Origin of the sequence: Coprobacillus sp. AF33-1AC (genome assembly GCF_003475785.1) — a bacterium.
Lineage (GTDB): Bacteria > Bacillota_I > Bacilli_A > Erysipelotrichales > Coprobacillaceae > Faecalibacillus.
The window spans coordinates 37,077-59,303 of sequence record NZ_QRQB01000012.1 but is presented as its reverse complement, the minus strand read 5'-3'; the positions used below and the strand labels follow the sequence as shown (position 1 = coordinate 59,303).

Genomic DNA, 22,227 nt, shown 5'->3' with positions numbered 1-22,227 from the left:
GAGTGCTTTTAGACCAAGTGATGATGCTTGTCGTTTTAATTATCTTATTCCTGCCAATATGTTTGCGAGTGTGATATTAGAATATATTAAAGAATTTGCTAGAGAAATTTATCATGATGATGTTTTATATGAAAAAGCAAGACAATTAAAATGGGATATTGATTATGGTATTCAATGTTATGGTATTTACCTTCATCCTCAATTTGGTAAAATGTATGCTTATGAAACAGATGGTTTTGGTAATTATTGTTTAATGGATGATGCCAATGTACCTTCTTTACTTTCTATGCCTTATTTAGGTTATTGTACAAAAGACGATGTACTTTACCAACATACACGATCATTTATTTTAAGTCATCATAATCCTTATTTTTATCAAGGAACATGTGCCAGTGGTATTGGTAGTCCTCATACTCCAGAGAATTATATTTGGCATATTGCTTTATCAATGCAAGGATTAACAGGTTCTAAAGAAGAAGCGAAAGAAATGATTGATTTAATTTTAAAAACAAATAATAATGAAGGTTTATGTCATGAGGGATTTAATAAAGATCAACCAAGTGAATATACAAGACCTTGGTTTGCTTGGGCCAATTCATTATTTGCTGAATTGGTATATCAAACCTATTTTGTAAAATAAAAAAGCACTAAGGTGCTTTTTTAATTATTTCATCAATTAAACCATATTGTAAGGCATCTTCAGGATCCATAAAATAGTCACGTTCCGTATCATCCATAACTTTTTCTAATGGTTGATGAGTGTTCTTGGATAATAGACGTGCAAGTTTTGCTTTTTGTTTAATAATTCTTTTGGCATTGATTTCTAAATCAGTAGCTTGACCTTCAATGGTTCCTAAAGGCTGATGAATCATGATTTCACTATTAGGTAAGGCACAGCGTTTACCTGCTTGACCGGAACTCAGTAAAAAGGCAGCCATACTTGCTGCCATGCCACAACATATTGTGCTGACATCACAGGAAACAAAGTTCATCGTATCATAAATAGCAAAACCGGCTGAAACACTGCCACCAGGAGAATTAATGTACATAAAAATATCTTGGTGACTGTCTTTGGCTTCCAAATATAACAGTTGACCAATAATAGAACTAGCCATTTTATCATCAATAGCGCCTGTTAATAAAATAATTCTTTCTTCTAATAGTCGAGAATAAATATCATAAGCATATTGGGTTGTTTGATTCTTTTCAATTACAGTAGGAATAAAATGCATAACTTGACCTCCATATTTAAGTATAGTTCATAAATTCATTATTATTCTTAAAACATATTTTAAGGAATGAATAAAAAAAGAAGTATAAAATTACGAATAATAGAAAAGAATATAGATTATGACAATGGTGAGTTATAAAAAAAGAAAAATTATTTTACATGAAACCCTTTTCAATAGGTTGCTTTTAATAGGGGTTTGACTTATAATATGGTCATAAAAGATATTTCAAGGAGGAATAAAATTAAAATGGCAGTAAAAGTAGCAATTAATGGATTCGGACGTATCGGACGTCTTGCATTCAGACAAATGTTTAACGCTGAAGGATATGAAGTAGTTGCAATCAACGACTTAACTGATCCTAAAATGTTAGCACATTTATTAAAATATGATTCAGCACAAGGTAAATATGCTTTAGCTGATACAGTAAAAGCTGGTGAAGGATCAATCACAGTAGATGGTAAAGAAATTAAAATCTACGCAGAAGCTGATGCTTCAAAATTACCTTGGGGAGATTTAGGAGTAGACGTAGTATTAGAATGTACTGGTTTCTACACTTCTAAAGCTAAATCTCAAGCTCATATCGATGCAGGAGCTAAAAAAGTTGTTATCTCTGCACCAGCAGGAAATGACTTACCAACAGTTGTATTCGGTGTAAACGAAGGTGTATTAACTGCAGAAGACAAAATCATCTCAGCAGCTTCATGTACAACTAACTGTTTAGCACCAATGGCTAACGCTTTAAATAACTTAGCTCCAATCAAATCAGGTATCATGTTAACAGTACATGCTTACACTGGTGACCAAATGGTATTAGATGGACCTCATAGAAAAGGTGACTTAAGAAGAGCTCGTGCAGCTGCAGTAAATATCGTACCTAACTCAACAGGTGCTGCAAAAGCAATCGGATTAGTTATCCCAGAATTAAACGGAAAATTAATCGGTTCTGCACAACGTGTACCAGTTCCAACTGGATCAACTACTATCTTAACTTCAGTTGTTGAAGGTGAAGTAACAGTTGAACAAGTTAACGCAGCTATGAAAGCAGCAACAACTCCATCATTCGGATATACTGAAGAATTATTAGTATCTTCTGATATCGTTGGTATGACTTATGGATCATTATTCGATGCAACTCAAACTATGGTTAAACCATTAGACAACGGAACTACTGAAGTTCAAACAGTTGCTTGGTATGACAACGAAAACTCATATACTTCTAACATGGTTAGAACTATTAAATATTTCGCTGAATTAGCATAATCCAATTGTGAAACAACAAAAAGGGATCTTGAAAAATAAGATTCCTTTTTTTGTGTCTTATAACTAACTCATAAATCAAAGTGTTTTTGGTTTGTGAGTTTTATTTTGAATGAAAAATATATAAAAACTATTGACATCTAATTCATATAGGTTTAATATGAATTACGCAATACAACAAAGACATTGAAAAGGAAAGTAATTTATCAAACATGCATAGAGAATTCTTGGTTGGTGAAAAAGAAAGATGAATGATAAACGAAGATGGCCTTGGAGTTGCATACCGAACCTGATTACAGGCTAGGCTATGACGGTTTCACCCGTTACAGTGATAGAGTATGATAGTACTCGATGAGGAAATAATTGTGAAATTATTTTAAATTAAGGTGGTAACACGGGGTATAACTCGTCCTTTAGATAAGGATGAGTTTTTTGTTTGTTGTGTTGAAAATAAACGAGGGGGAAAATAAAAATGAAAAAAGGATTAAAATTATTATTATCGGCAGCATTTGCATTAACACTTGCAGGATGCGCTAATGGGTCATCAAATGATGATAAAACAATTAAAGTAGGAGCAACAGCAATACCACATGCACAAATTCTCAATGATGTGGTAAAGGATGAATTAAAAGATAAAGGGTATAAATTAAAAGTAGTAGAATTTACTGATTATGTTAAACCTAATACTTCTTTAGAAGATGGAGATTTAGATGCAAACTATTTCCAAACTTTATCTTATTTACAAGCTCAAAATAAACAAAGAGGTTTGCATTTAAAAGCGGTAGCAGGAATTCATTATGAAGCAATGGGAATTTATTCTCAAGATATTAAATCATTAGATGATATTAAAGATGGAGCTTCTATTGCTATTCCAAACGATACTTCTAATGAATCAAGAGCGTTAGCTTTATTACAAAAACAAGGTTTAATTAAGTTAAACAATGATAAAAATTATAACTTACAAAGCATTACTTCAAATCCACACAATTATCAATTTAAAGAATTAGAAGCAGCTAATTTACCTAATAACTTACCAGATGTAGATGTAGCGGTTATTAATGGTAACTATGCTTTAGAACATAACTTAGGAGATAAAGCAAATGTCTTAGTAGCAGAAGATTTCACTGATCAAGAAGCTAAACCATATATTAATTATTTAGTAGTTAAAGAAGGAAATGAAAAATCTGCTAAAACAAAAGCATTAAAGAAAGCATTACAATCAGATGCAGTAAAAGAATATATTAAAAAATATAAAGGTTCTGTAAAAGACGTATTTACTGATTAATGATAAGGGCTGATGTTTACAATTTGAAAGGAACATATAAAATGATAGAAATAAAGAATTTATATAAAAGTTATGAACAATTAGAAGTGCTTAATGATATTTCTTTTAACATTGATAAGGGTGATATCTTTGGTATTATTGGTCAAAGTGGTGCAGGTAAATCAACATTATTACGTTGTCTCAATGGTTTAGAAACCTTTCAAAAAGGAGAAGTCATTGTAGATCATCAGCCCATATCATCATTAAACAAAAAAGAGTTAAGTTATATTCAAAAAGAAATGGGAATGATTTTTCAAAACTTCAACTTATTAAATCGTTTAAATGTTTATGATAATATTGCTTTACCATTAAAGTTTTGGAAACAAAACCCTAAAAGTGAAGAAAATAAAAAAAGAATAGATGAATTATTAAAGTTAGTAGGTTTAGAGGATAAAAGCCAAGCATATCCTCGTCAATTAAGTGGAGGTCAAAAACAAAGAGTCGCTATTGCTAGAGCGTTAGTCTTAAATCCTAAGATTCTGTTGTGTGATGAAGCGACATCAGCTTTAGATCCACAAATTACAAGAGATATTCTTAACTTACTACAAAAAATCAATAAAGAATTGGATATTACTATTGTTGTAGTAACCCATCAAATGGAAGTCATTAAACAAATTTGTAATAAAGTTGCTTTTTTAAAGGATGGACATGTTTTATCAGTAGGAAAACCTGAAGATTTATTTGTAGGACCTGATAAAGAAATACAAAAATTTATCGGTGATGATATAGAAATTTTACCTACTACAGGAAAGAATATTAAATTATTCTTTACTAATAATAATGCTAAATCACATACGATTACTGATTTAGCGAGAACTTTAAATATTGATTTTGATATTTGCCAAGGTAAATTAGAAAACTTTAGAGGTTCAATGTTAGGAAGTTTAATTATTAATGTTGAATTAGCTGATTATCCAGCAGTACAACAATATTTAAATGATCATCAAATTGGATGGGAGGAAATAGGATGAGTGAAGTATTAATACAAGCCACATATGAAACATTATATATGGTTTTAGGTTCAACGTTCTTTGCAGTGATTTTAGGTTTTATTCCGGCTATTGTTTTAACATTAACAGCACCGGAAGGATTAAAACCGAATAAAGTTGTTTATCATATTTTAGATGTCATTGTTAATGTTTTTAGAAGTTTCCCATTTGTGATCTTGATGGTTATTGTGATCCCACTTACGAGATTAATTGCTGGTAAGGCTATTGGAACTACAGCAGCTTTAGTACCACTTACTATTTCAGCGATTCCTTTTGTTGCTAGAGTTATTGAAAGTGCCTTAAGAAGTGTTGATATTGGTTTGGTGGAAGCGGCGAGATCATTTGGTGCAAGTGATTTTCAAATTATTATCAGAGTTTACTTAAAAGAAGCCTTACCAGGTATTTTATCAGGCATTACTCTTACCATGATTAGTATTGTAGGCTATAGTGCAATGGGTGGTGCTTTGGGTGCCGGAGGAATTGGTGATATTGCTATTCGTTATGGTTATCAGGCTTATCAAATACCTTATCTTATTGCCGCAAGTATTATTTTAATTATCTTTGTACAAATTATTCAATCTATTGGTAATCACTTATATAAGAAGTTATCTTAAAGGAAATCTTTTCAAGATTTCTTTTTTGTTTAAGTTCAAGTTGGTTATAATAAAATGTGTATCAAGCAAAGTATTTTAATTGTAATTATGTTAAAATAAAAGGCGAGGTGATTCGATGGATGATTTTATTAGACCACCAAAGAAGGTCGAAAAAAAGAAAGATAAACGTTTTGTAAAAGAAACGTTAATTATAATTGTTATTGTTATTTCTTTAGCGTTAGGTTTTGTTGCCGGTTATTTTTCTAAAAAGACAAATGTTGTTCATTCAACTAATAAAAAAGGAGTCGTTGAAGAAGTTTATTCAACAATGAAAAATAATTGGGTGAATGCCAGTGGAGAAAAGGTAGATATAGAAACAGACGGTTTAAAAGGTTTTGTTGATGGCTTAGGTGATATTCATTCTAGTTACTTTACCAGCGATGAAGCTTCACAATTTAATGAAAGTGTTGGTGGTAACTACCAAGGAATAGGTGTAGGTTATACAATGGTTTCAGCAGGAGCGATGATTACTAAAGTCTACGATCATTCACCAGCCAGTGAACAAGATTTAAAAACAGGAGATATTTTAGTAAGTGCTAATGGACATCCTTTAGCTGGTTTAGATACTGATAAGGTGAAAGAATATGTACGTGGTAAACCGGACACTACTGTAGAATTAGGAATATTAAGGGGCAAAGAACAGTTTACTAAGACACTGACAAGAAAAGCTGTGGATACTTCTGTAAGTTATGAAATTCGTAATCAAGATGGAAAATCATTTGGTTATATTCAAATGAGTACCTTTGGTACTGATACGGCTAATCAAGTTGAAGAAGCCCTTAAACAATTTAAAGAGAAAAACCTTACATCATTAGTTATTGATTTAAGAGATAATGGTGGAGGTTATTTAAATGCAGCAGTAAATATTTTAGATTTATTTTTACCAAGTGATAAATGTATTTATCAAATGAAAGAAAAGAATAGTGCGACTAAAAAGTACTATGCTAAGACAGATCATTATTATCATTTTGATTATGGTTATATTTTAGTTAATGAAAATACAGCCAGTGCTTCAGAATTAACAGCAGGAACTTTACAAAATCAATTAGGATATAAGCTCATTGGAACAAAGACTTATGGTAAAGGAACAGCCCAAACACAATTAACTTTATCTGATGGATCAGTATTGAAATATACTTATGCTAAATGGATGTTACCTAATGGTAAATGTATTCATGGTAAAGGATTAACACCTGATATTAAAGTAGATAATGCAAGTTTATCTAATATTACAATTAAGAAAATAAAAACACCATTACAAGTAGATCAAGTGAGTTCATCTGTTAAATCAATGCAAAAGATGTTAAAGATTTTAGGATATCAAGTCGATCGTGAAGATGGTTATTTTTCTCAAGCATCTATGAGTGCTTTACAACAATTTGAAAAAGATAACAACTTAACTGAAGATGGCACATATAGCGAAGATGATAAGTTAATGTTGATTGCGAGAGTAATGACCTATATTCAAGATCAAAGCCATGATCAACAATATGCACGTTTACTACAAGAAATGCAATAGGAGGAAAGCCTATGGAAAAATTTAAACTGGTATCTGATTATCAACCCATGGGAGATCAACCAGAAGCAATAGAAGAATTAGTAGCGGGAATTGAAGCCGGAAAAAAAGAACAAGTTTTACTTGGGGGAACAGGAACAGGGAAAACGTTTACTGTTTCTAATGTGATTGCGAGAGTGAATAAGCCTACTTTGGTTTTGGCACACAATAAAACATTAGCTGGACAATTATATTCGGAATTAAAAGAATTCTTTCCTGAAAATAGAGTAGAATACTTTGTTTCTAACTTTGATTTTTATCAACCGGAAGCCTATATTCCTGGACGTGATTTATATATTGATAAAAATGCTAAAACAAACTATGAAATAGAAATGCTAAGAAGTGCAGCAATGAATTCTTTAATTGAAAGAAAAGATGTCATTGTTGTGGCTTCGGTGGCTTCTATTTATGGACTAGGAAACCCCGAACAATATAAAGAAATGATTTTTTCATTAAGAGTGGATCAAGAAATAGATCGCAGGGAATTATTAACCTTTTTAGTAGATCGTCAGTATCAAAGAAATGATATTGAACAGAGTAAAGGAACTTTTAGAGTTCGTGGTGATGTAATTGAAATTGTACCGGGTCATACAGAGTCTTATTTGATTAGAATAGAATTATTTGGTGATACTGTAGAACGGATTTGTGAAGTAGATCCATTAACAGGACATGTCCTTGGCAGTTACAATACTTATACTATTTATCCGGCCTATGGCTATGTAACCAAAAAAGAACAAATGTTAAAGGCATGTGATACGATTAGTACAGAATTAGAAGAACGTTTAAAAGAATTTAAAGCTGAATCGAAACTTCTTGAATATGAACGCCTTGAACAAAGAACACGTCATGACGTAGAAATGTTAAGAGAAGTGGGAATGTGTCCCGGAATTGAAAATTATTCTCGTCATATTGATGGCAGAAAAGCAGGACAAAGACCTTATACATTGATTGATTATTTCCCGGATGACTTTTTATTAGTTGTTGATGAAAGTCATGTCATGTTACCTCAAGTAAGAGGAATGTATAATGGCGATCGTAGTCGTAAAGAAACATTAGTAGAGTATGGTTTTCGTTTACCTAGTGCCTTAGATAATCGTCCTTTATATTTTGAAGAATTTGAATCATTGATTCATCAGGCTATTTATGTTTCAGCAACACCTGGTGATTATGAATTAGAAAAAGTGAATCATCATGTTGTTGAACAAATTATTAGACCAACAGGTTTATTAGATCCTTTAATTGAAGTCAGACCAATTGAAGGACAAGTAGATGATATCATTGATGAAATCCATCAACGCATGGAAGTTAATGAAAGAGTGCTGATCACGACGCTTACAAAGAGAATGGCTGAAGATTTAAGTGCCTATCTAAAAGAATTAGGATTAAAAGTAGCGTATTTACATTCAGATACAAAGACATTAGAAAGAACGGAAATCTTAAGAGATTTACGTTTAGGTAAGTATGATGTTCTAGTAGGAATCAACTTATTAAGAGAAGGGCTAGACTTACCAGAAGTATCACTGGTATGTATTTTAGACGCTGATAAGGAAGGTTTCTTAAGATCAAATCGTTCATTAATTCAAACAATTGGACGTGCAGCCAGAAACAGTCATGGTAAGGTTATTATGTATGGTGATAAAATAACTGAATCAATGCAGTATGCGATTGATGAAACGAATCGTCGTCGCCAAATCCAAGAAGCATATAATAAAGAACATCATATTATTCCACAAACTATTCGTAAAGAAATTCATGAAGCAATTCATGGTCAAGAAGTTATTGATAATGCAAGTAGTTTAGTTAAAAAAGGTAAGAAAGCCAAAGCTCAAGATAAAAAGAAAGTGATTGCTGAACTTGAAAAACAAATGAAAGCAGCAGCAAAAGAATTAGACTTTGAAAGAGCAATGGAATTAAGAGATATGATGTTGGAGTTACAAGGTGAAAAATAGTTTTCAATTTGATGCATTTGAAAAGAAAGTACTGGATGATTTAGTTAAACATCATGCTAAACTTTATATTGTTGGTGGTGCGATAAGAGATTTAATTCTTTTTAATAAAACAAATCCTCATGATATAGATATTGAAATTTATCATTTACCGATTGATGAATTGATTAAAATTTTATCTCAATATGGACATGTTCGTACTGTAGGTAAATCGTTTGGCATTGTCAAACTAGATACTTTACCTCGTTTTGATTTTGCCTTACCAAGGATAGAAGTAAAAACAGGACATACACATCGAGATTTTCAAGTTTCTCTTAATCCAGATATGGATTTAAAAGAGGCTTGTAGACGAAGAGATTTTACGATGAATAGTTTGATGTATGATTATCAAACACATCATATTTATGATTTTTTTGGTGGGATTGAAGATTTAAATCATCATGTTATTAAAATGATTGATGAAAAGTCTTTTCAAGAAGATCCTTTACGCATTTTAAGAGCAGCTCAATTTGCTTCAAGATTAGAAATGACTGTTGATATTCAAACTCAACAATTATGTAAAAAAATGATTCAAGCAGGAGCATTACAACATTTGAGTCATGAACGAATTGTAAGTGAATATAACAAACTATTAATGAGTAACAAACCATCAATCGGGTTAAAATTCTTATTAAAAATCAATGGTTTATTTAAACCATTGATGGTTTTAAAAGATTGTCACCAAAGATTAGACTATCATCCTGAAGATGATGTGATGTCGCATACATTATTAGTTGTAGACTTAGCAGCTTTATGTAAACATCATACGAGTTATCCTTTAGGCTTTATGTGGGGTGCTTTATTACATGATATTGGTAAACCCCTCGTTACGACCCCTGATGGTAGAGCACCAGGACATAATGAAAGTGGTGTTCAAGTCTTTAATGAATACTTTGCCGGTATTTTACAAAATCAAAGACTCAATCAGTATGTGAAAACCATGATTTATTATCATATGCATTTAATGAATATGGCAAGGAATCATAGTCGTGATTTTCGTTTTTATCAACTATTAAAGGGCATTGATGGGATTATGCCTTTAGAAGATTTAGTCTTGATTTCAAAATGTGATAAATTAGGTAGATATGATAATCGACCAGAGACAATTAAATTACTGGATGATTTTATTGAAGATAAAACAAGTCGTTTAGGGAAAGAAGCTTTAAAACCAGTCATTACAGGAAAAGATTTATTACCTTTAGGTATTCGGGGTTCCCAGTTTAAAGAATTATTAGATTGGGCTTATGAATTACAAATGAAAGGGCACGATAAATTTGATATAATGCATTTAATAAAGGAGAAGTTAAATGGAAGATAAATTAATTATTAAAGGTGCTAGAGAAAATAATTTAAAGAATATTAGTTTAGAGATTCCTAAAAATAAGTTAGTCATTATGACTGGATTATCAGGTTCAGGAAAGACTTCTCTCGCTTTTGATACGATTTATGCAGAAGGACAAAGACGTTATGTAGAATCCTTATCTGCTTATGCGAGACAATTTCTAGGAAATATGGAAAAACCAGATGTGGATGTATTAGAAGGATTATCGCCTGCAATTGCGATTGACCAAAAAACGACTTCTAATAATCCTCGTTCTACTGTAGGAACAGTAACGGAAATTTATGATTATTTACGTTTATTATATGCTCGTGTAGGGAAAGCGTATTGTCCAACTCATGGTACGGTGATTGAAAGTCAAACAATTAAACAAATGGCAGATATCATAGATCATTATGATGATGGTGATAAATTACAAATTCTAGCAAGAGTGGTTAAAAATCAAAAGGGAACATTTAAAGACTATTTTGATGATTTATTAAAAGAGGGTTACTTACGTGTCATTGTTGATGGTGAGATGCGCCTATTAGATGAAAAAATCGAACTAGATAAAAATAAAAAACATAATATTGATGTTGTCATCGATCGTATTATAAAAAAAGAAGGTTATCGTAGTCGTTTAATAGATTCTTTAGAAGTAGGATTAAAACTGACTGGTGGTGAAGTCATTGTTTCTAACCTTACTAAGAAAAAGGAAGAATTATTTAGTGAACATTTAGCTTGTCCTATTTGTGGCTTTTCAGTTCCTAAATTAGAACCAAGATTATTTTCTTTTAATAATCCTTTAGGGGCTTGTCCTGATTGTCGAGGATTAGGAGTTAAAAATGAAGTCGATATTGATTTATTAATTCCAGATATGAATTTATCTATTAATCAAGGTGGAATTCGTTATTTTAAAACATCAGTAGGAACAGATCGTATTGAATGGCAACGTTTTTTAGTGCTATGTCGTACATATCATATTGATCTTGATAAACCATTAAAAGACTTTACTAAAAAGGAAATGCATTATATTTTATATGGATCTTCAACACCTATTACTTATGAAATTGTATCAAGTAGTGGTAATGTAAGTAAAACAACAAAGTTCATTGAAGGTGTTAAAACACTTATTGAAAGACGTTATGAAGAAACAACATCAAGTTGGTCTAAAGAATGGTATGCTTCATTTATGGCAGAACATGTATGTCCTACATGTAAGGGAAGAAGATTAAATGATCAGGTCTTATCTGTAAGAGTTGGTGATTTAAATATTGCTGAATTTACAGAAATGTCAATTGAACAAGCTTTAGAGTTTATTAAAAATTTACAATTAACAGATTATCAATTAAATATTGCACGTTTAGTTATTAAAGAAATTAAAGATCGTTTAGAATTCTTAAATAATGTTGGATTAGGTTATCTTACTCTTGCTAGAAGAGCTGGTGGTTTATCAGGTGGTGAAGCACAGCGTATTCGTCTAGCCACTCAAATTGGAACACGTTTATCAGGTGTTCTCTATGTTTTAGATGAACCTTCGATTGGTTTACATCAACGTGATAATGATAAACTTATTCAATCATTAAAGGATATTCGTGATTTAGGAAATAGCGTTTTAGTTGTAGAACATGATGAAGATACAATGAGAGAAAGTGATTTTATTGTTGATATTGGTCCTGGAGCTGGAGTTCATGGGGGAAATGTCATTGTGGCAGGAACACCTCAAGAAGTTATGGCTTGCAAGGAGTCTATTACAGGACAATATTTATCAGGGGCAAAGAAAATAGAAGTGCCTCAAAAAAGAAGAAAAGGTAATGGTAAGTTTATTGAAATTAAAGGGGCACAAGAAAATAACTTAAAGAAAATTAATGTGAAGTTTCCACTAGGATGTTTTAATGTGGTAACCGGAGTATCTGGAAGTGGAAAATCAACATTAGTGAATGAAATTCTTGGTAAAGCTTTAATGAAACATGTTTATCATTCAAAAGAAAAACCAGGTAAGTATCGTGAAATTAAAGGATTTGAAAATATTGATAAAGTGATTGAAGTATCACAAGATCCAATAGGAAGAACACCACGTTCTAATCCGGTAACTTATACCGGTGTTTTTGATGATATTCGTGATTTATTCGCTAAAACTAATGAAGCGAAGATGAGAGGATATGATAAAGGACGTTTTTCATTTAATGTTAAAGGAGGACGTTGTGAAGCCTGTCAAGGTGATGGTGTTAAAAAGATCTCAATGCATTTTTTACCTGATGTTTATGTGCCTTGTGAACAATGTGAAGGAAAACGTTATAATGAAGAAACGTTACAAGTCACATATAAAGATAAAAATATTTATGATGTACTAGAAATGACAGTTGAAGATGCTGTATCATTCTTTGAAAACTTACCTAAAATAAAAAATAAATTACAAACACTTTATGATGTGGGATTAGGCTATGTTAAATTAGGACAAAGTGCAACAACTCTTTCCGGGGGAGAAGCGCAACGTGTTAAGTTAGCTAGTGAATTACAAAAGAAGGCAACTGGTAAAACAGTCTATATTCTTGATGAACCAACAACAGGATTACATAGTGATGATGTCAATCGTTTAATTAGTGTTTTACAAAGAATTGTTGATCAAGGGGATACGATTATTATGATTGAACATAACTTAGATATGATCAAGGTTGCGGATTATATCATTGATTTAGGTCCTGAAGGTGGAGATGGTGGTGGAACTGTTGTGGTTACAGGAACACCGGAAAAAGTCGCTCAATGCAAGGATAGTTATACCGGACAATTCTTAGAGAAAATGTTGTAGGAGGGGAAAATATGAAGTCAACAACAGTAAAAAGATTATTTAATAAAAGTGAAGATTATGTACAAATTACAGGAAATGAAGAATCACTAGAAAGATTAGTTCTTGTAAGTGAAGTCAATCGACCAGGTTTTGAATTAGCAGGTTTCTTTAAACATAGTGATTTTAGACGTATTATTATCTTTGGAGAAAAGGAAATAGCATTCATTAATGAAATGAGTGACGAACGTCAAAAAGAAATTTTCCCTGCCTTAATAAATGATTTAGTACCATGTATTGTTATTTGTAAAGGATTAGAATGTCCAGCAATTTTAAAAGATATTGCTGCTGCTAAGAACTTTCCAATCTTTATTTCACAACTTCCTACAGGTAGAGTATCAAATAATTTAATTAATGAATTAGAAGAACAATTAGCTAAAGAAACATTAATGCATGGAGTATTCTTAAATATTTATGGTAAAGGTGTTATTATCAAGGGAGATAGTGGTATTGGTAAATCAGAAATTGCCTTAGAATTAGTTAAAAGAGGACATTTATTGATTGCTGATGATGCTGTTGAATTATATTTAATTGGTCAACGTATTGTAGGTAAAGCGCCAGAAGTATTAAAGAGTTTATTAGAAATTCGTGGTATTGGTGTTATTGATGTTTCTAAGATGTTTGGTATTAGTTCTGTCTTAGAAAGAGATAATGTAGATTTGATTATTCAATTAGATCGTTGGGTTCCTTCTCGTGAATATACACGTGTAGGGGTTGAAGAAAATGAGGCAGTAGAAGATATTTTAGGTGTTAAGATTCCTAAGGTTGTTGTTCCTGTATCAAGTGGACGTAGTATGGCTGTTATTATTGAAACGGCAGTAATGAATATGCGTTTACGTGATAATGGTATTGACTCAAGTAAAGAATTTGTTGATCGTATTTTAAAGAATATTGATAAAAATAGTAAGGAGTAATTATGAAATTTTTTCCTAATCCTAAAACATTTCTACAATTAGGTTCATGGACTATTCAAATGTATGCTGTTTGTATTTTAATAGGTGCTTTTATTGCCTATGGTCTTGGACAACATCATTTTAAAAAGATGGGATATCATAAAGATATTCTATCTGATTATTTCTTTGGTGTCCTTATTATAGGTATTATTGGTGCTAGAATCTGGTATGTGATCTTTATGTGGAATGAAATCTATGCCCAAGATTTATCATTAATATTTCAAATTAACCAAGGAGGTCTTGCTATCCAAGGTGGGATCATAGCAGGCTTGATATTTAGTTATTGGTATTTTAAAAAGCACAATATTCCCTTTTTGCTTGCCGGAGATGCCATTATGCCGGGGGTATTAATTGCTCAAGCTTGTGGCAGATGGGGTAATTTCTTTAATCAAGAAGCCTATGGATCAAGTGTAAGTTTAGCGTTTTTAAAATCATTACATTTACCTCATTTTATTATTTCTAATATGTGTATTGATGGTGTTTACCATCATCCTACTTTTTTATATGAATCTGTGTTAAATGTGATTGGTTTTTTATTGATTTATTTTGTGATTAGAAAGTTTCAAACTAAGCAGGGAGAACAATTTTTTAGTTACTTTATTTGGTATGGGGTGATTCGCTTTTTTGTAGAATCATTAAGAACAGATAGTTTATTCTTTATGGGATTAAAGATGGCACAGTTAACATCAATCGCATTTATTATTATTGGTGTAATTGGTTTTCTTTGGTGTAAAAAATATGGAGTAAAAGCAAAGGTTGCATAAGCAACCTTTTATTAAGGAGCGAGTATGAAATATATTTTATATACAATTTTATTATTGCCTTTTCGTATGATGAAATTAATCATTTCTTGTTTTTTTACAGTGATTAAAAATATCTTTTTTAATCAATATGATTTAAATAAAATACATCATATGGACGGTCATGAGTTTGAGTATTTTACTAAAAGGCTCCTAGAAAAAAATGGGTTTAAACATGTTAAAGTCAGTCAAAGTCAAGGAGATTACGGTATAGATGTTTTTGCCTGTAAAAAACAGGTAACATATGCAATTCAATGTAAAAGATATCTTAAACCGGTTGGTATTAAAGCAGTACAAGAGGCTAAAAGTGGGTGTGATTATTATCAATGTGATGTTCCTGTTGTTTTTACAAATTATGTATTTACGCCGGCAGCTAAAGAACTAGCAAAAAATATTCATGTTGAACTATGGGATGAAGAAACACTTTATATGTTATTAAAAAAATCAAAGTTGGTTTTAAAACCCTTACCATTATATTATTTGTTGATATCTTTGGTAGTGACTTGTTTATTAGGATACATATATTATCATTACCAACAAAGTCATCAATTATGGTTATGTCTTATCAGTTTATTTTTCTTGTTTTCTATTATATGTAAAATGATAAGACATAAAAAACAAGATTATTTATTAATGCAAGATGAATATGTTATTCATGATTATCAAGATTAAGCATAATATTTTTCATCAAACATTCATTATGCTATACTACAAAAAAAGGAGATTGTATGAAACCAGCAGTTATATTTGATTTAGATGGAACATTATTATATACAGATGAATTAATTAGAGAATCATTTATTCGTGTATTCGCTAAAATGATGCCTGATTATACTTTAAGTGAAGAAGAAATATTATCATTTTTAGGACCTTCTTTAAAAAAGACTTTTTCTAAGTATTTACCAGAAAATAAGGTTGATGAAGCTATTCAATGCTATCAAGAATATAATTTAACTCATCATGAAGATTTTGTTTATCCTTATCCTACCGTGATAGATACACTTCAATATTTAAAAAGTGAAGGTTATCCATTAGCTATCGTAACAACAAAGATGAAAGAATCGGCAGATGTAGGGATTCAACTCTTTCATTTAGATGATTACATTGATGTCGTTATTGGTCGTGATCGTGTAAAACATGAAAAACCGGATCCTGAAGGTATTTTAAAAGCAATGGAATTATTAAAAGTTAATAAAGCTTATTATATTGGGGATAATACAACCGATATTGAAGCTGGAAAACGAGCAGGTGTCAAAACAATAGGAGTAAAGTGGTCACCTAAAGGATATGACGCGATGGCACAATTAAATCCAGATTTATTAATTGATCAAATGAAAGAAATTATACCTTATATAAAGGAGGATGAACAATGTTAGATTTAGTTATTATTGGCGCTGGACCTGCTGGATTAGCTGCATGTTTATATGCTAGTCGGGCTGGGTTAGAAGTACTTGTATTAGATCAAGGAGCACCAGGTGGAAAATTGAATGTTTCGGCACAGATTGAAAATTATCCTGGACAAGAGTGTGTCGCCGGACCACAGCTGGCTTACCAAATGTATGAACAAGCATTAAGCTTTGGTGGAAAACAAACATATGGAATTGTAGAAAAAGTCATTGATTATGGAAGTTATAAAGAAGTGAAATGTCATGATGAAACTTATCAGACAAAGTATGTTTTGATAGCATCAGGAACAAAGGAAAGAAAGATGAATCTTGAGCATGAAGAAGAACTAACAGGAAGAGGAATTTCTTATTGTGCTGTTTGTGATGGACCTTTCTTTAAAGATGAAGAAGTAGCGGTTATTGGTGGTGGTAATTCAGCATTAGAAGAATCATTATATTTGGCTACGATCTGTAAGCAAGTTCATTTGATTGTAAGAAGAGATGTTTTTAGAGCGGATCAAATTATTGTTGATAGAGTTTTAAAAGATGATAAAATAAAAGTACATCTAAAGCATAGTCCTTTTCAAATATTACAGGAAAATAAAAAAGTTGCTGGATTAGTTATTCAAAATAATGAAACTTTAGAAAAAGAACAGTTAAAGGTAACAGGTATTTTTCCTTTTATTGGATTAGATCCAATTACTGATTTTGTAGATGATTTAAAAATTACGAATGAACAAGGCTATATTCCTACTGATGAACATATGGAAACAAAAGTAAAAGGAATCTTTGCTGCGGGAGATGTAAGAGAAAAGACATTAAGACAAGTTGTAACAGCGGTTAATGATGGAGCAATTGCTGGACAATATATTTCAAATTTAAAGAAAGAAGGAAATGAAGATGAATGATACTTATGAATATGTAGAAGATCAATCTATTTCTATCCAACATTATGTTAATAATATTTTTAAATGGATGGTTTTAGGTGTAGCGATTACTTTTCTAACAGCATTTGGTTTAGAAAGAACATCATTTGTATATGATGCTGGATTAATTCCTTTAATTGCGATTGTTTTACAATTGTTTGTGGCAGTAAGAATTGCTAGACACTTACTTTCAATGAAAGCATCGACGGTGAAGTTTTTATATATCGCTTATTCTGTTCTTACCGGAATGACTTTTTCGATTGTTATTAGTTGTTATACTGCAATGTCAGTAACATTAGCTTTCTTAGTAGCAGCTATTTATTTTGGAGTATTAGTTATTGTTGGAACAGTGTTAAAAAAAGATCTAACAAAGATTGGAACAATCTGTTATACAGGTTTATTTGTTTATGTTATTTTTAGTATTATTGCGATGATATTTAATTTAGGTATAAGTTCTTTACTATTACCACTTATCTCTTTAGTGTTATTTGCAGGAATTACGGCTTATGATATGCAAAAAGCAATTCAATTTTATTATCAAGCGCAATCCAACAATGAAATGCTTACTAAACTTAGTATTTATGGTGCATTTACATTATATCTAGATTTCGTTAACATCTTCTTAGATATCTTACAATTATTAGGTAAAGAAAATTAAAAATAAGCACACTACATTGTAGTGTGATTATTTATTTATGCGACAGTATAAATTTTAACTTCAGGATCTTTTGACCATAATGGTTGTAATCCAACAAAGACATCATTTTTAAACAATTCACTTGATAAGTATGCTTGAGCGTTTTCTACGCTATCAAAGCCATGCAATACTTGGATATCTTCTTGACGAATTAATAGGTCTTTAGTAAGCGCTCCTTTAATTGTTTTTAAGAAAGGTTCACGGTAATCTTGATAAACCTTTGCGGCATCAGGTCGCTTTTCTTCCTCAATATACATTGTGCTTTGTAAGTATGCTTTAACTTTCATTTTTATTTCCTCCTTTAATCTATACTTATTATAGAAAAGTGGCTATGAGTTGATAAGATATAAGCAAATTTATAAGTAACTATTAAATTTCATAGTAACTTGTAGAAAAAAAGAGGATTAAATATAATAAACAAAGAAAAGGGAGAGACATAATGTATCAAAAAAAATTGGAAAGAGATATTCGTTGTCCATTAGAATATGGGTTAGAAATCTTTGGGGGTAAATGGAATTCACGAATTATTTGTGTTCTAGCAACAACTGGGACTTTACGCTATAGTCAAATTCGTAAAGAAATGGGCAATATTACAGATGCTGTTTTGGCTTCAACTTTAAAACAATTAATTCAAAATCAAATTGTATTAAGAAAATCTTATGATGAAATTCCACCAAGAGTAGAATATTCGTTGACTGATTATGGAAAATCAGTTGTACCTATCTTGCAAAGCATTTGTAAATGGGCAGGAGCTTTTTATAAAGAAGACAATGAACATACAATGATACAATGTCAAAGGTGTGATTATAAATAAAGGGGAAGTTATGAAATATACAGAAGAAAAGATATTTAACGAAAAACAAGTTCAAGATTTATTTTTATCTATTAATTGGCTGTCAGGTAATTATCCAAAACGTTTATATAAAGCATTAATGCATTCATCAACAGTTATTACAGTAGGGGATCAAGCACGTTTAGTAGGGTTGGTTCGGGTTTTAGATGATAGTGAAATGTTGGCATATATTCATTATGTGTTAGTTCATCCTGATTACCAAGGACAGGGAATTGCTGGAAAAATGATCAAAATGGTAAAATAAAATATAAAGATTATTTATATATAGAAGTCATGCCAGAAGAAAGTAAAAATGCTTTATTTTATCAAAAATTTGGTTTTAAAATTATGGAAGATGGCGTGGCTATGCAAATATGTAATAAATAAAAAATCCACTACTGTGGATTTTTTACTTGATGAATAATTTGTAATGTAAGATTTTGTAGATTGTTTAAGTCTTGTTGATCAGGATGTGATAAAGCTTGTTCAAAGTTATTTAATGCGAGTTGTAATTGTTGATTATCAGGATTCTTTTTTAATAATGAGAGATAACGTTGTTTAACAGATTCTGGCATCTTTCCTTGACAAATAAAACAGTCAACAAGGGTAGTAGAAGCAGGAAGTATTTGTTTAAAACGTTGTTTTAATTGGTCAAAATATGTTTGTGAACCCCCAAAACCGCATGTTGCAAAATAGACAATTTTTTTATTATCTAAGGTTTTTACATACTGTTGAATAGATTCACTACAATTTCCTTTATCTGTCCAACTACCAATAAAATATAAATCAGCATGGATTTCTTTTGGCTTACCGATATAAACGATTTCTTCATTTTGACAAGTCATTTCAATATGTAGAGCTAACATCTTGGTATTACCAGTAAGACTATCGTATATAATTGCTATTTTCATGATTGATACCACCTTTTTTATTTATTATAACAAAAATAAAAATGTGATGAAAATAAAAATAAGTTTTGTTTTTAAAATATATAGTTTTTTGATAGAATAGGTGTGAAGAAAGGGTGTGAAATCATGGATCAAAATGAAATTGTGATTGTGACAGGAATGTCAGGAGCAGGGAAGACAACTGCAATGGCTGTATTTGAAAATATGGCTTATCGTTGTATAGATAATTATCCAGTAGCACTTTTAACTGAATTTGCTGAAATGATTCAACAATGTGCCAAGTATCAAAAGACGGCAATGGCTGTTAGTCTTGATGATGCTACAAAGGCTATTCGCATTTTATCAAATGTGGATTGGATTCATTTATCAGTTGTTTTTTTAGATTGTGATGATGAAGTTATCTTAAAAAGATATAAGGAAACAAGAAGATGTCATCCTATTTTAATTGGAAATAAAGCATCTAGTTTAATGGAAGCTATAGAATTTGAACGTAAGATTGCTAATCCAATCATGAGATTAGCTAACTTTACTATTGATACTACTAAATTAAAAAAAGCTAAATTACAAAATACGATTGAAAATTATTTTAATCAAAAGTCTGTAGATCCTTTCCGTATTAGTTTTGTATCATTTGGATATAAATATGGGGTTCCTAAAGATGCAGATTTATTATTTGATGTAAGATTTTTACCAAATCCATTTTATATAGAAGAATTAAGACCACTTACAGGTAATGATAAAGCAGTTTATGATTATGTTATTGATAAACCAGAAACCCAAGTCTTTATCACAAAAATGCTAGATTTACTAGATTATTTATTAGCTGAATATGAAAAAGAAGGAAAGATGCATTTAATTATCGGAATTGGTTGTACCGGTGGACAACACCGTTCAGTAAGTTTAACTAATTATTTTGCTGATCATTATAGCCAAATCTATCAAGTTCATCGTTTGCATCGAGATGCTGATCATTAATGAAAGTTTCTTTTGCTAGACAAGTTAAAGAAGAAGTGGTTTTTAATGATTTTGATGAATGCTGTCAAAAGGCGTTATTAAGTTCTATAATTAAAATTAATGGGAATTTATCTTTATCAAATCAAGGCTTATTGCTTACGATTAGAACAGAAAATGCTAAAATTGCATCAAAAGTTCATAAAATGTTAAAAGAACTGTATCATCCTAGTATTGAATTCATGGTTTCTCGTAAAATGAAGTTACAAAAAAATAATGTTTATAAATTAAAAGTAACGAAAGCAAGAGAAATATTGGATGATTTAGGATTAATGAATGGTTTAGGTTTTCATCTTATTCCTAGTCAAAAGATTCTTTCTAAAGAATGTTGTCAAAGAGCTTTTCTTGCAGGAGTCTTTTTATCAAGTGGATCGGTGAATAATCCTGAAACTTCAAATTATCATTTAGAAATGTCTGTTAATGAAGAAGAATATGCAACTTATATTAAAGATTTAATGAATCATTTTGATTTAAATGCCAAAATGATAAAAAGAAGAAATAAGTATGTTGTTTATTTAAAATCATCAGAAAAAATAGGTGATTTTCTAAGAGCAATTGGTGCCAGCCAGTCCGTGCTTACTTTTGAAAGTACAAGAATTGATCGTAATATGTCTAATACAGTGAATCGTTGGAATAATTGTGATATAGCTAATGAAGTCAAAACAATGGCTTCATCAAATAAACAATTAGAAGATATTAATATTGTAGATATGTTTATGGGTATTGATATGCTAGACGAAAAAACAAGATCGGTAGCTTTAATTCGTAGAGCACATCCGGATTTATCTTTAAATGAATTATGTGATGTCTACTTTCAAGAAACGGGACAAACAATTAGTAAATCAGGATTGCATCATCGTTTTAAAAAGATCAGTGATGAAGCCCAAAAGTTATTAAAAATGGAGAATGAATAATGAAAGTGGAAGTAAAGTTTGGTCAACGTCTTAAAGATATAAGAAATAACCAGAATATTTCCCAAGAAGAATTATCCTTTCGGTGTGGTTTATCAAAAAATTATATTTCTGATGTTGAACGAGGAACGAGAAATATATCATTACAGGCAATAGAAAAATTAGCAAAAGGATTACAAGTAAGTATAAAAGAGTTATTTGATTTTAAGGAGGACGAATAATGCCATTATATGAAGTTATTTTAATTGTAGCTGTAATAGTTATTGTATTAAGTTTAATATTCCATTTATTGTTTAGTCCAATTACATGGATTATTGTTGCTATCTTGTTTATTTATTCAATGATTAAACGTCATTTTTATCAAAAAGTGATGGATGAATATAACAGAGAATTTGAAAGACAAGCTGAAGAAAAGAAAAGAGCTTATCAATCAGGAGAAGCTTATCGTTCAGGAAGCGATGATATTATTGACGTAAACTATACAGAAAAAGAAGATGATTAAGGAACAAAGTGATGACTTTGTTCCTTTTTTAATGTGTTATATATTTTTATGACATCGACTTGTGTTGGCATGAATTTAACACCTCGCATTAACATGTTTTTTACTCTTTTTGCCTTTTTATCAATTATTCTTATTTGATGCTCA

At 30.8% G+C, this 22,227-nt stretch carries 24 protein-coding genes and 1 other annotated feature; of the genes, 21 read left to right on the top strand and 3 right to left on the bottom strand.

Annotation, left to right across the window (positions count from 1 at the left end):
- The coding region (locus DWZ53_RS06000) for a glycoside hydrolase family 125 protein (RefSeq protein WP_118432791.1) at window positions 1-640 on the top strand (640 nt) is incomplete at its 5' end.
- A gap of 7 nt (window positions 641-647) precedes the next feature.
- On the opposite strand, the gene DWZ53_RS05995 is transcribed toward DWZ53_RS06000, so the two are convergent.
- On the bottom strand, window positions 648-1,232 hold the full coding sequence (locus tag DWZ53_RS05995; protein WP_118432790.1) for an ATP-dependent Clp protease proteolytic subunit: 585 nt from the start codon (window positions 1,230-1,232) through the stop codon (window positions 648-650).
- A 246-nt stretch (window positions 1,233-1,478) separates the two neighbouring features.
- Here DWZ53_RS05995 and gap point away from each other — a divergent pair, with 246 nt between their 5' ends.
- From gap to DWZ53_RS05925, 14 genes are all read left to right on the top strand, one after another.
- On the top strand, window positions 1,479-2,492 hold the full coding sequence (gap, locus tag DWZ53_RS05990; RefSeq protein WP_118432789.1) for a type I glyceraldehyde-3-phosphate dehydrogenase: 1,014 nt from the start codon (window positions 1,479-1,481) through the stop codon (window positions 2,490-2,492).
- A gap of 174 nt (window positions 2,493-2,666) precedes the next feature.
- Window positions 2,667-2,906, top strand: a binding site (T-box leader).
- Window positions 2,907-2,961: 55 nt separating this feature from the next.
- Window positions 2,962-3,774, top strand: coding sequence for a MetQ/NlpA family ABC transporter substrate-binding protein (locus tag DWZ53_RS05985; protein ID WP_118432788.1), 813 nt, complete (start codon window positions 2,962-2,964; stop codon window positions 3,772-3,774).
- A gap of 41 nt (window positions 3,775-3,815) precedes the next feature.
- Window positions 3,816-4,784 (top strand): methionine ABC transporter ATP-binding protein, encoded by a 969-nt coding sequence (locus DWZ53_RS05980; protein WP_118432787.1) that lies wholly within the window; start codon window positions 3,816-3,818, stop codon window positions 4,782-4,784.
- Window positions 4,781-5,416, top strand: coding sequence for a methionine ABC transporter permease (locus tag DWZ53_RS05975; protein ID WP_118432786.1), 636 nt, complete (start codon window positions 4,781-4,783; stop codon window positions 5,414-5,416). Before DWZ53_RS05980 ends, DWZ53_RS05975 begins: the two co-directional genes overlap by 4 nt.
- A 115-nt stretch (window positions 5,417-5,531) precedes the next feature.
- Window positions 5,532-6,974 (top strand): S41 family peptidase, encoded by a 1,443-nt coding sequence (locus DWZ53_RS05970; RefSeq protein WP_118432785.1) that lies wholly within the window; start codon window positions 5,532-5,534, stop codon window positions 6,972-6,974.
- An 11-nt stretch (window positions 6,975-6,985) separates the two neighbouring features.
- Complete coding sequence (gene uvrB, locus DWZ53_RS05965; RefSeq protein WP_118432784.1) at window positions 6,986-8,959, top strand: excinuclease ABC subunit UvrB; 1,974 nt, start codon at window positions 6,986-6,988, stop codon at window positions 8,957-8,959.
- Entirely contained in the window at window positions 8,949-10,313 is a 1,365-nt protein-coding gene (locus DWZ53_RS05960) for a CCA tRNA nucleotidyltransferase (RefSeq protein WP_118432783.1), read from the top strand. The genes uvrB and DWZ53_RS05960 overlap by 11 nt, the downstream gene beginning before the upstream one ends.
- Entirely contained in the window at window positions 10,303-13,122 is a 2,820-nt protein-coding gene (uvrA, locus tag DWZ53_RS05955; RefSeq protein ID WP_118432782.1) for an excinuclease ABC subunit UvrA, read from the top strand. Before DWZ53_RS05960 ends, uvrA begins: the two co-directional genes overlap by 11 nt.
- An 11-nt stretch (window positions 13,123-13,133) precedes the next feature.
- Complete coding sequence (gene hprK / locus DWZ53_RS05950; protein WP_118432781.1) at window positions 13,134-14,072, top strand: HPr(Ser) kinase/phosphatase; 939 nt, start codon at window positions 13,134-13,136, stop codon at window positions 14,070-14,072.
- Window positions 14,073-14,074: 2 nt separating this feature from the next.
- On the top strand, window positions 14,075-14,875 hold the full coding sequence (gene lgt, locus DWZ53_RS05945; RefSeq protein ID WP_118432780.1) for a prolipoprotein diacylglyceryl transferase: 801 nt from the start codon (window positions 14,075-14,077) through the stop codon (window positions 14,873-14,875).
- A 24-nt stretch (window positions 14,876-14,899) separates the two neighbouring features.
- Entirely contained in the window at window positions 14,900-15,583 is a 684-nt protein-coding gene (locus tag DWZ53_RS05940) for a restriction endonuclease (RefSeq protein ID WP_118432779.1), read from the top strand.
- 56 nt (window positions 15,584-15,639) lie between these two features.
- Window positions 15,640-16,287: a pyrophosphatase PpaX gene (gene ppaX / locus DWZ53_RS05935; RefSeq protein WP_118432778.1), complete on the top strand. Its 648-nt coding sequence runs from the start codon at window positions 15,640-15,642 to the stop codon at window positions 16,285-16,287.
- Window positions 16,281-17,204, top strand: coding sequence for a thioredoxin-disulfide reductase (trxB, locus tag DWZ53_RS05930; protein WP_118432777.1), 924 nt, complete (start codon window positions 16,281-16,283; stop codon window positions 17,202-17,204). Before ppaX ends, trxB begins: the two co-directional genes overlap by 7 nt.
- Window positions 17,197-17,880, top strand: coding sequence for a Bax inhibitor-1/YccA family protein (locus DWZ53_RS05925; RefSeq protein ID WP_158568191.1), 684 nt, complete (start codon window positions 17,197-17,199; stop codon window positions 17,878-17,880). Before trxB ends, DWZ53_RS05925 begins: the two co-directional genes overlap by 8 nt.
- Window positions 17,881-17,915: 35 nt before the next feature.
- Here the strand turns inward: DWZ53_RS05925 and DWZ53_RS05920 are convergent, their stop codons facing one another.
- Window positions 17,916-18,206: a hypothetical protein gene (locus tag DWZ53_RS05920; RefSeq protein WP_118432775.1), complete on the bottom strand. Its 291-nt coding sequence runs from the start codon at window positions 18,204-18,206 to the stop codon at window positions 17,916-17,918.
- A 152-nt stretch (window positions 18,207-18,358) separates the two neighbouring features.
- On the opposite strand from DWZ53_RS05920, the gene DWZ53_RS05915 reads away from it, so the two are divergent.
- On the top strand, window positions 18,359-18,733 hold the full coding sequence (locus DWZ53_RS05915; RefSeq protein ID WP_118432774.1) for a helix-turn-helix domain-containing protein: 375 nt from the start codon (window positions 18,359-18,361) through the stop codon (window positions 18,731-18,733).
- Between the two features lie 10 nt (window positions 18,734-18,743).
- Entirely contained in the window at window positions 18,744-19,016 is a 273-nt protein-coding gene (locus DWZ53_RS05910) for a GNAT family N-acetyltransferase (protein WP_199589116.1), read from the top strand.
- Window positions 19,017-19,146: 130 nt separating this feature from the next.
- On the opposite strand, the gene bilS is transcribed toward DWZ53_RS05910, so the two are convergent.
- A complete protein-coding gene (gene bilS / locus DWZ53_RS05905; protein ID WP_118432773.1) occupies window positions 19,147-19,662 on the bottom strand; it encodes a flavodoxin family protein BilS in 516 nt (171 codons plus the stop codon).
- Window positions 19,663-19,785: 123 nt separating this feature from the next.
- Here bilS and rapZ point away from each other — a divergent pair, with 123 nt between their 5' ends.
- From rapZ to DWZ53_RS05885, 4 genes are read left to right on the top strand one after another with little or no spacing between them, the layout of a single operon-like run.
- On the top strand, window positions 19,786-20,634 hold the full coding sequence (gene rapZ, locus DWZ53_RS05900) for an RNase adapter RapZ (protein WP_118432772.1): 849 nt from the start codon (window positions 19,786-19,788) through the stop codon (window positions 20,632-20,634).
- The gene (gene whiA / locus DWZ53_RS05895; protein ID WP_118432771.1) at window positions 20,634-21,584 is read left to right on the top strand and encodes a DNA-binding protein WhiA; all 951 of its coding nucleotides are present in this window, start codon (window positions 20,634-20,636) and stop codon (window positions 21,582-21,584) included. Before rapZ ends, whiA begins: the two co-directional genes overlap by 1 nt.
- Window positions 21,584-21,802 carry a helix-turn-helix domain-containing protein gene (locus DWZ53_RS05890; RefSeq protein ID WP_199589114.1) on the top strand — a complete coding sequence of 73 codons (219 nt, stop codon included), beginning with the start codon at window positions 21,584-21,586 and terminating at the stop codon, window positions 21,800-21,802. Before whiA ends, DWZ53_RS05890 begins: the two co-directional genes overlap by 1 nt.
- Window positions 21,802-22,083 (top strand): hypothetical protein, encoded by a 282-nt coding sequence (locus DWZ53_RS05885; RefSeq protein ID WP_118432769.1) that lies wholly within the window; start codon window positions 21,802-21,804, stop codon window positions 22,081-22,083. Before DWZ53_RS05890 ends, DWZ53_RS05885 begins: the two co-directional genes overlap by 1 nt.
- Window positions 22,084-22,227: the final 144 nt, after the last annotated feature.

What these genes read in the sequence shown, in the direction of transcription:
- DWZ53_RS05995 (WP_118432790.1), bottom strand. Translation starts at nt 1,232, where the DNA reads ATGCATTTTATTCCTACTGTAATTGAAAAGAATCAAACAACCCAATAT.
- gap (WP_118432789.1), top strand. Translation starts at nt 1,479, where the DNA reads ATGGCAGTAAAAGTAGCAATTAATGGATTCGGACGTATCGGACGTCTT.
- DWZ53_RS05985 (WP_118432788.1), top strand. Translation starts at nt 2,962, where the DNA reads ATGAAAAAAGGATTAAAATTATTATTATCGGCAGCATTTGCATTAACA.
- DWZ53_RS05980 (WP_118432787.1), top strand. Translation starts at nt 3,816, where the DNA reads ATGATAGAAATAAAGAATTTATATAAAAGTTATGAACAATTAGAAGTG.
- DWZ53_RS05975 (WP_118432786.1), top strand. Translation starts at nt 4,781, where the DNA reads ATGAGTGAAGTATTAATACAAGCCACATATGAAACATTATATATGGTT.
- DWZ53_RS05970 (WP_118432785.1), top strand. Translation starts at nt 5,532, where the DNA reads ATGGATGATTTTATTAGACCACCAAAGAAGGTCGAAAAAAAGAAAGAT.
- uvrB (WP_118432784.1), top strand. Translation starts at nt 6,986, where the DNA reads ATGGAAAAATTTAAACTGGTATCTGATTATCAACCCATGGGAGATCAA.
- uvrA (WP_118432782.1), top strand. Translation starts at nt 10,303, where the DNA reads ATGGAAGATAAATTAATTATTAAAGGTGCTAGAGAAAATAATTTAAAG.
- hprK (WP_118432781.1), top strand. Translation starts at nt 13,134, where the DNA reads ATGAAGTCAACAACAGTAAAAAGATTATTTAATAAAAGTGAAGATTAT.
- lgt (WP_118432780.1), top strand. Translation starts at nt 14,075, where the DNA reads ATGAAATTTTTTCCTAATCCTAAAACATTTCTACAATTAGGTTCATGG.
- DWZ53_RS05940 (WP_118432779.1), top strand. Translation starts at nt 14,900, where the DNA reads ATGAAATATATTTTATATACAATTTTATTATTGCCTTTTCGTATGATG.
- ppaX (WP_118432778.1), top strand. Translation starts at nt 15,640, where the DNA reads ATGAAACCAGCAGTTATATTTGATTTAGATGGAACATTATTATATACA.
- trxB (WP_118432777.1), top strand. Translation starts at nt 16,281, where the DNA reads ATGTTAGATTTAGTTATTATTGGCGCTGGACCTGCTGGATTAGCTGCA.
- DWZ53_RS05925 (WP_158568191.1), top strand. Translation starts at nt 17,197, where the DNA reads ATGAATGATACTTATGAATATGTAGAAGATCAATCTATTTCTATCCAA.
- DWZ53_RS05920 (WP_118432775.1), bottom strand. Translation starts at nt 18,206, where the DNA reads ATGAAAGTTAAAGCATACTTACAAAGCACAATGTATATTGAGGAAGAA.
- DWZ53_RS05915 (WP_118432774.1), top strand. Translation starts at nt 18,359, where the DNA reads ATGTATCAAAAAAAATTGGAAAGAGATATTCGTTGTCCATTAGAATAT.
- DWZ53_RS05910 (WP_199589116.1), top strand. Translation starts at nt 18,744, where the DNA reads ATGAAATATACAGAAGAAAAGATATTTAACGAAAAACAAGTTCAAGAT.
- bilS (WP_118432773.1), bottom strand. Translation starts at nt 19,662, where the DNA reads ATGAAAATAGCAATTATATACGATAGTCTTACTGGTAATACCAAGATG.
- rapZ (WP_118432772.1), top strand. Translation starts at nt 19,786, where the DNA reads ATGGATCAAAATGAAATTGTGATTGTGACAGGAATGTCAGGAGCAGGG.
- whiA (WP_118432771.1), top strand. Translation starts at nt 20,634, where the DNA reads ATGAAAGTTTCTTTTGCTAGACAAGTTAAAGAAGAAGTGGTTTTTAAT.
- DWZ53_RS05890 (WP_199589114.1), top strand. Translation starts at nt 21,584, where the DNA reads ATGAAAGTGGAAGTAAAGTTTGGTCAACGTCTTAAAGATATAAGAAAT.
- DWZ53_RS05885 (WP_118432769.1), top strand. Translation starts at nt 21,802, where the DNA reads ATGCCATTATATGAAGTTATTTTAATTGTAGCTGTAATAGTTATTGTA.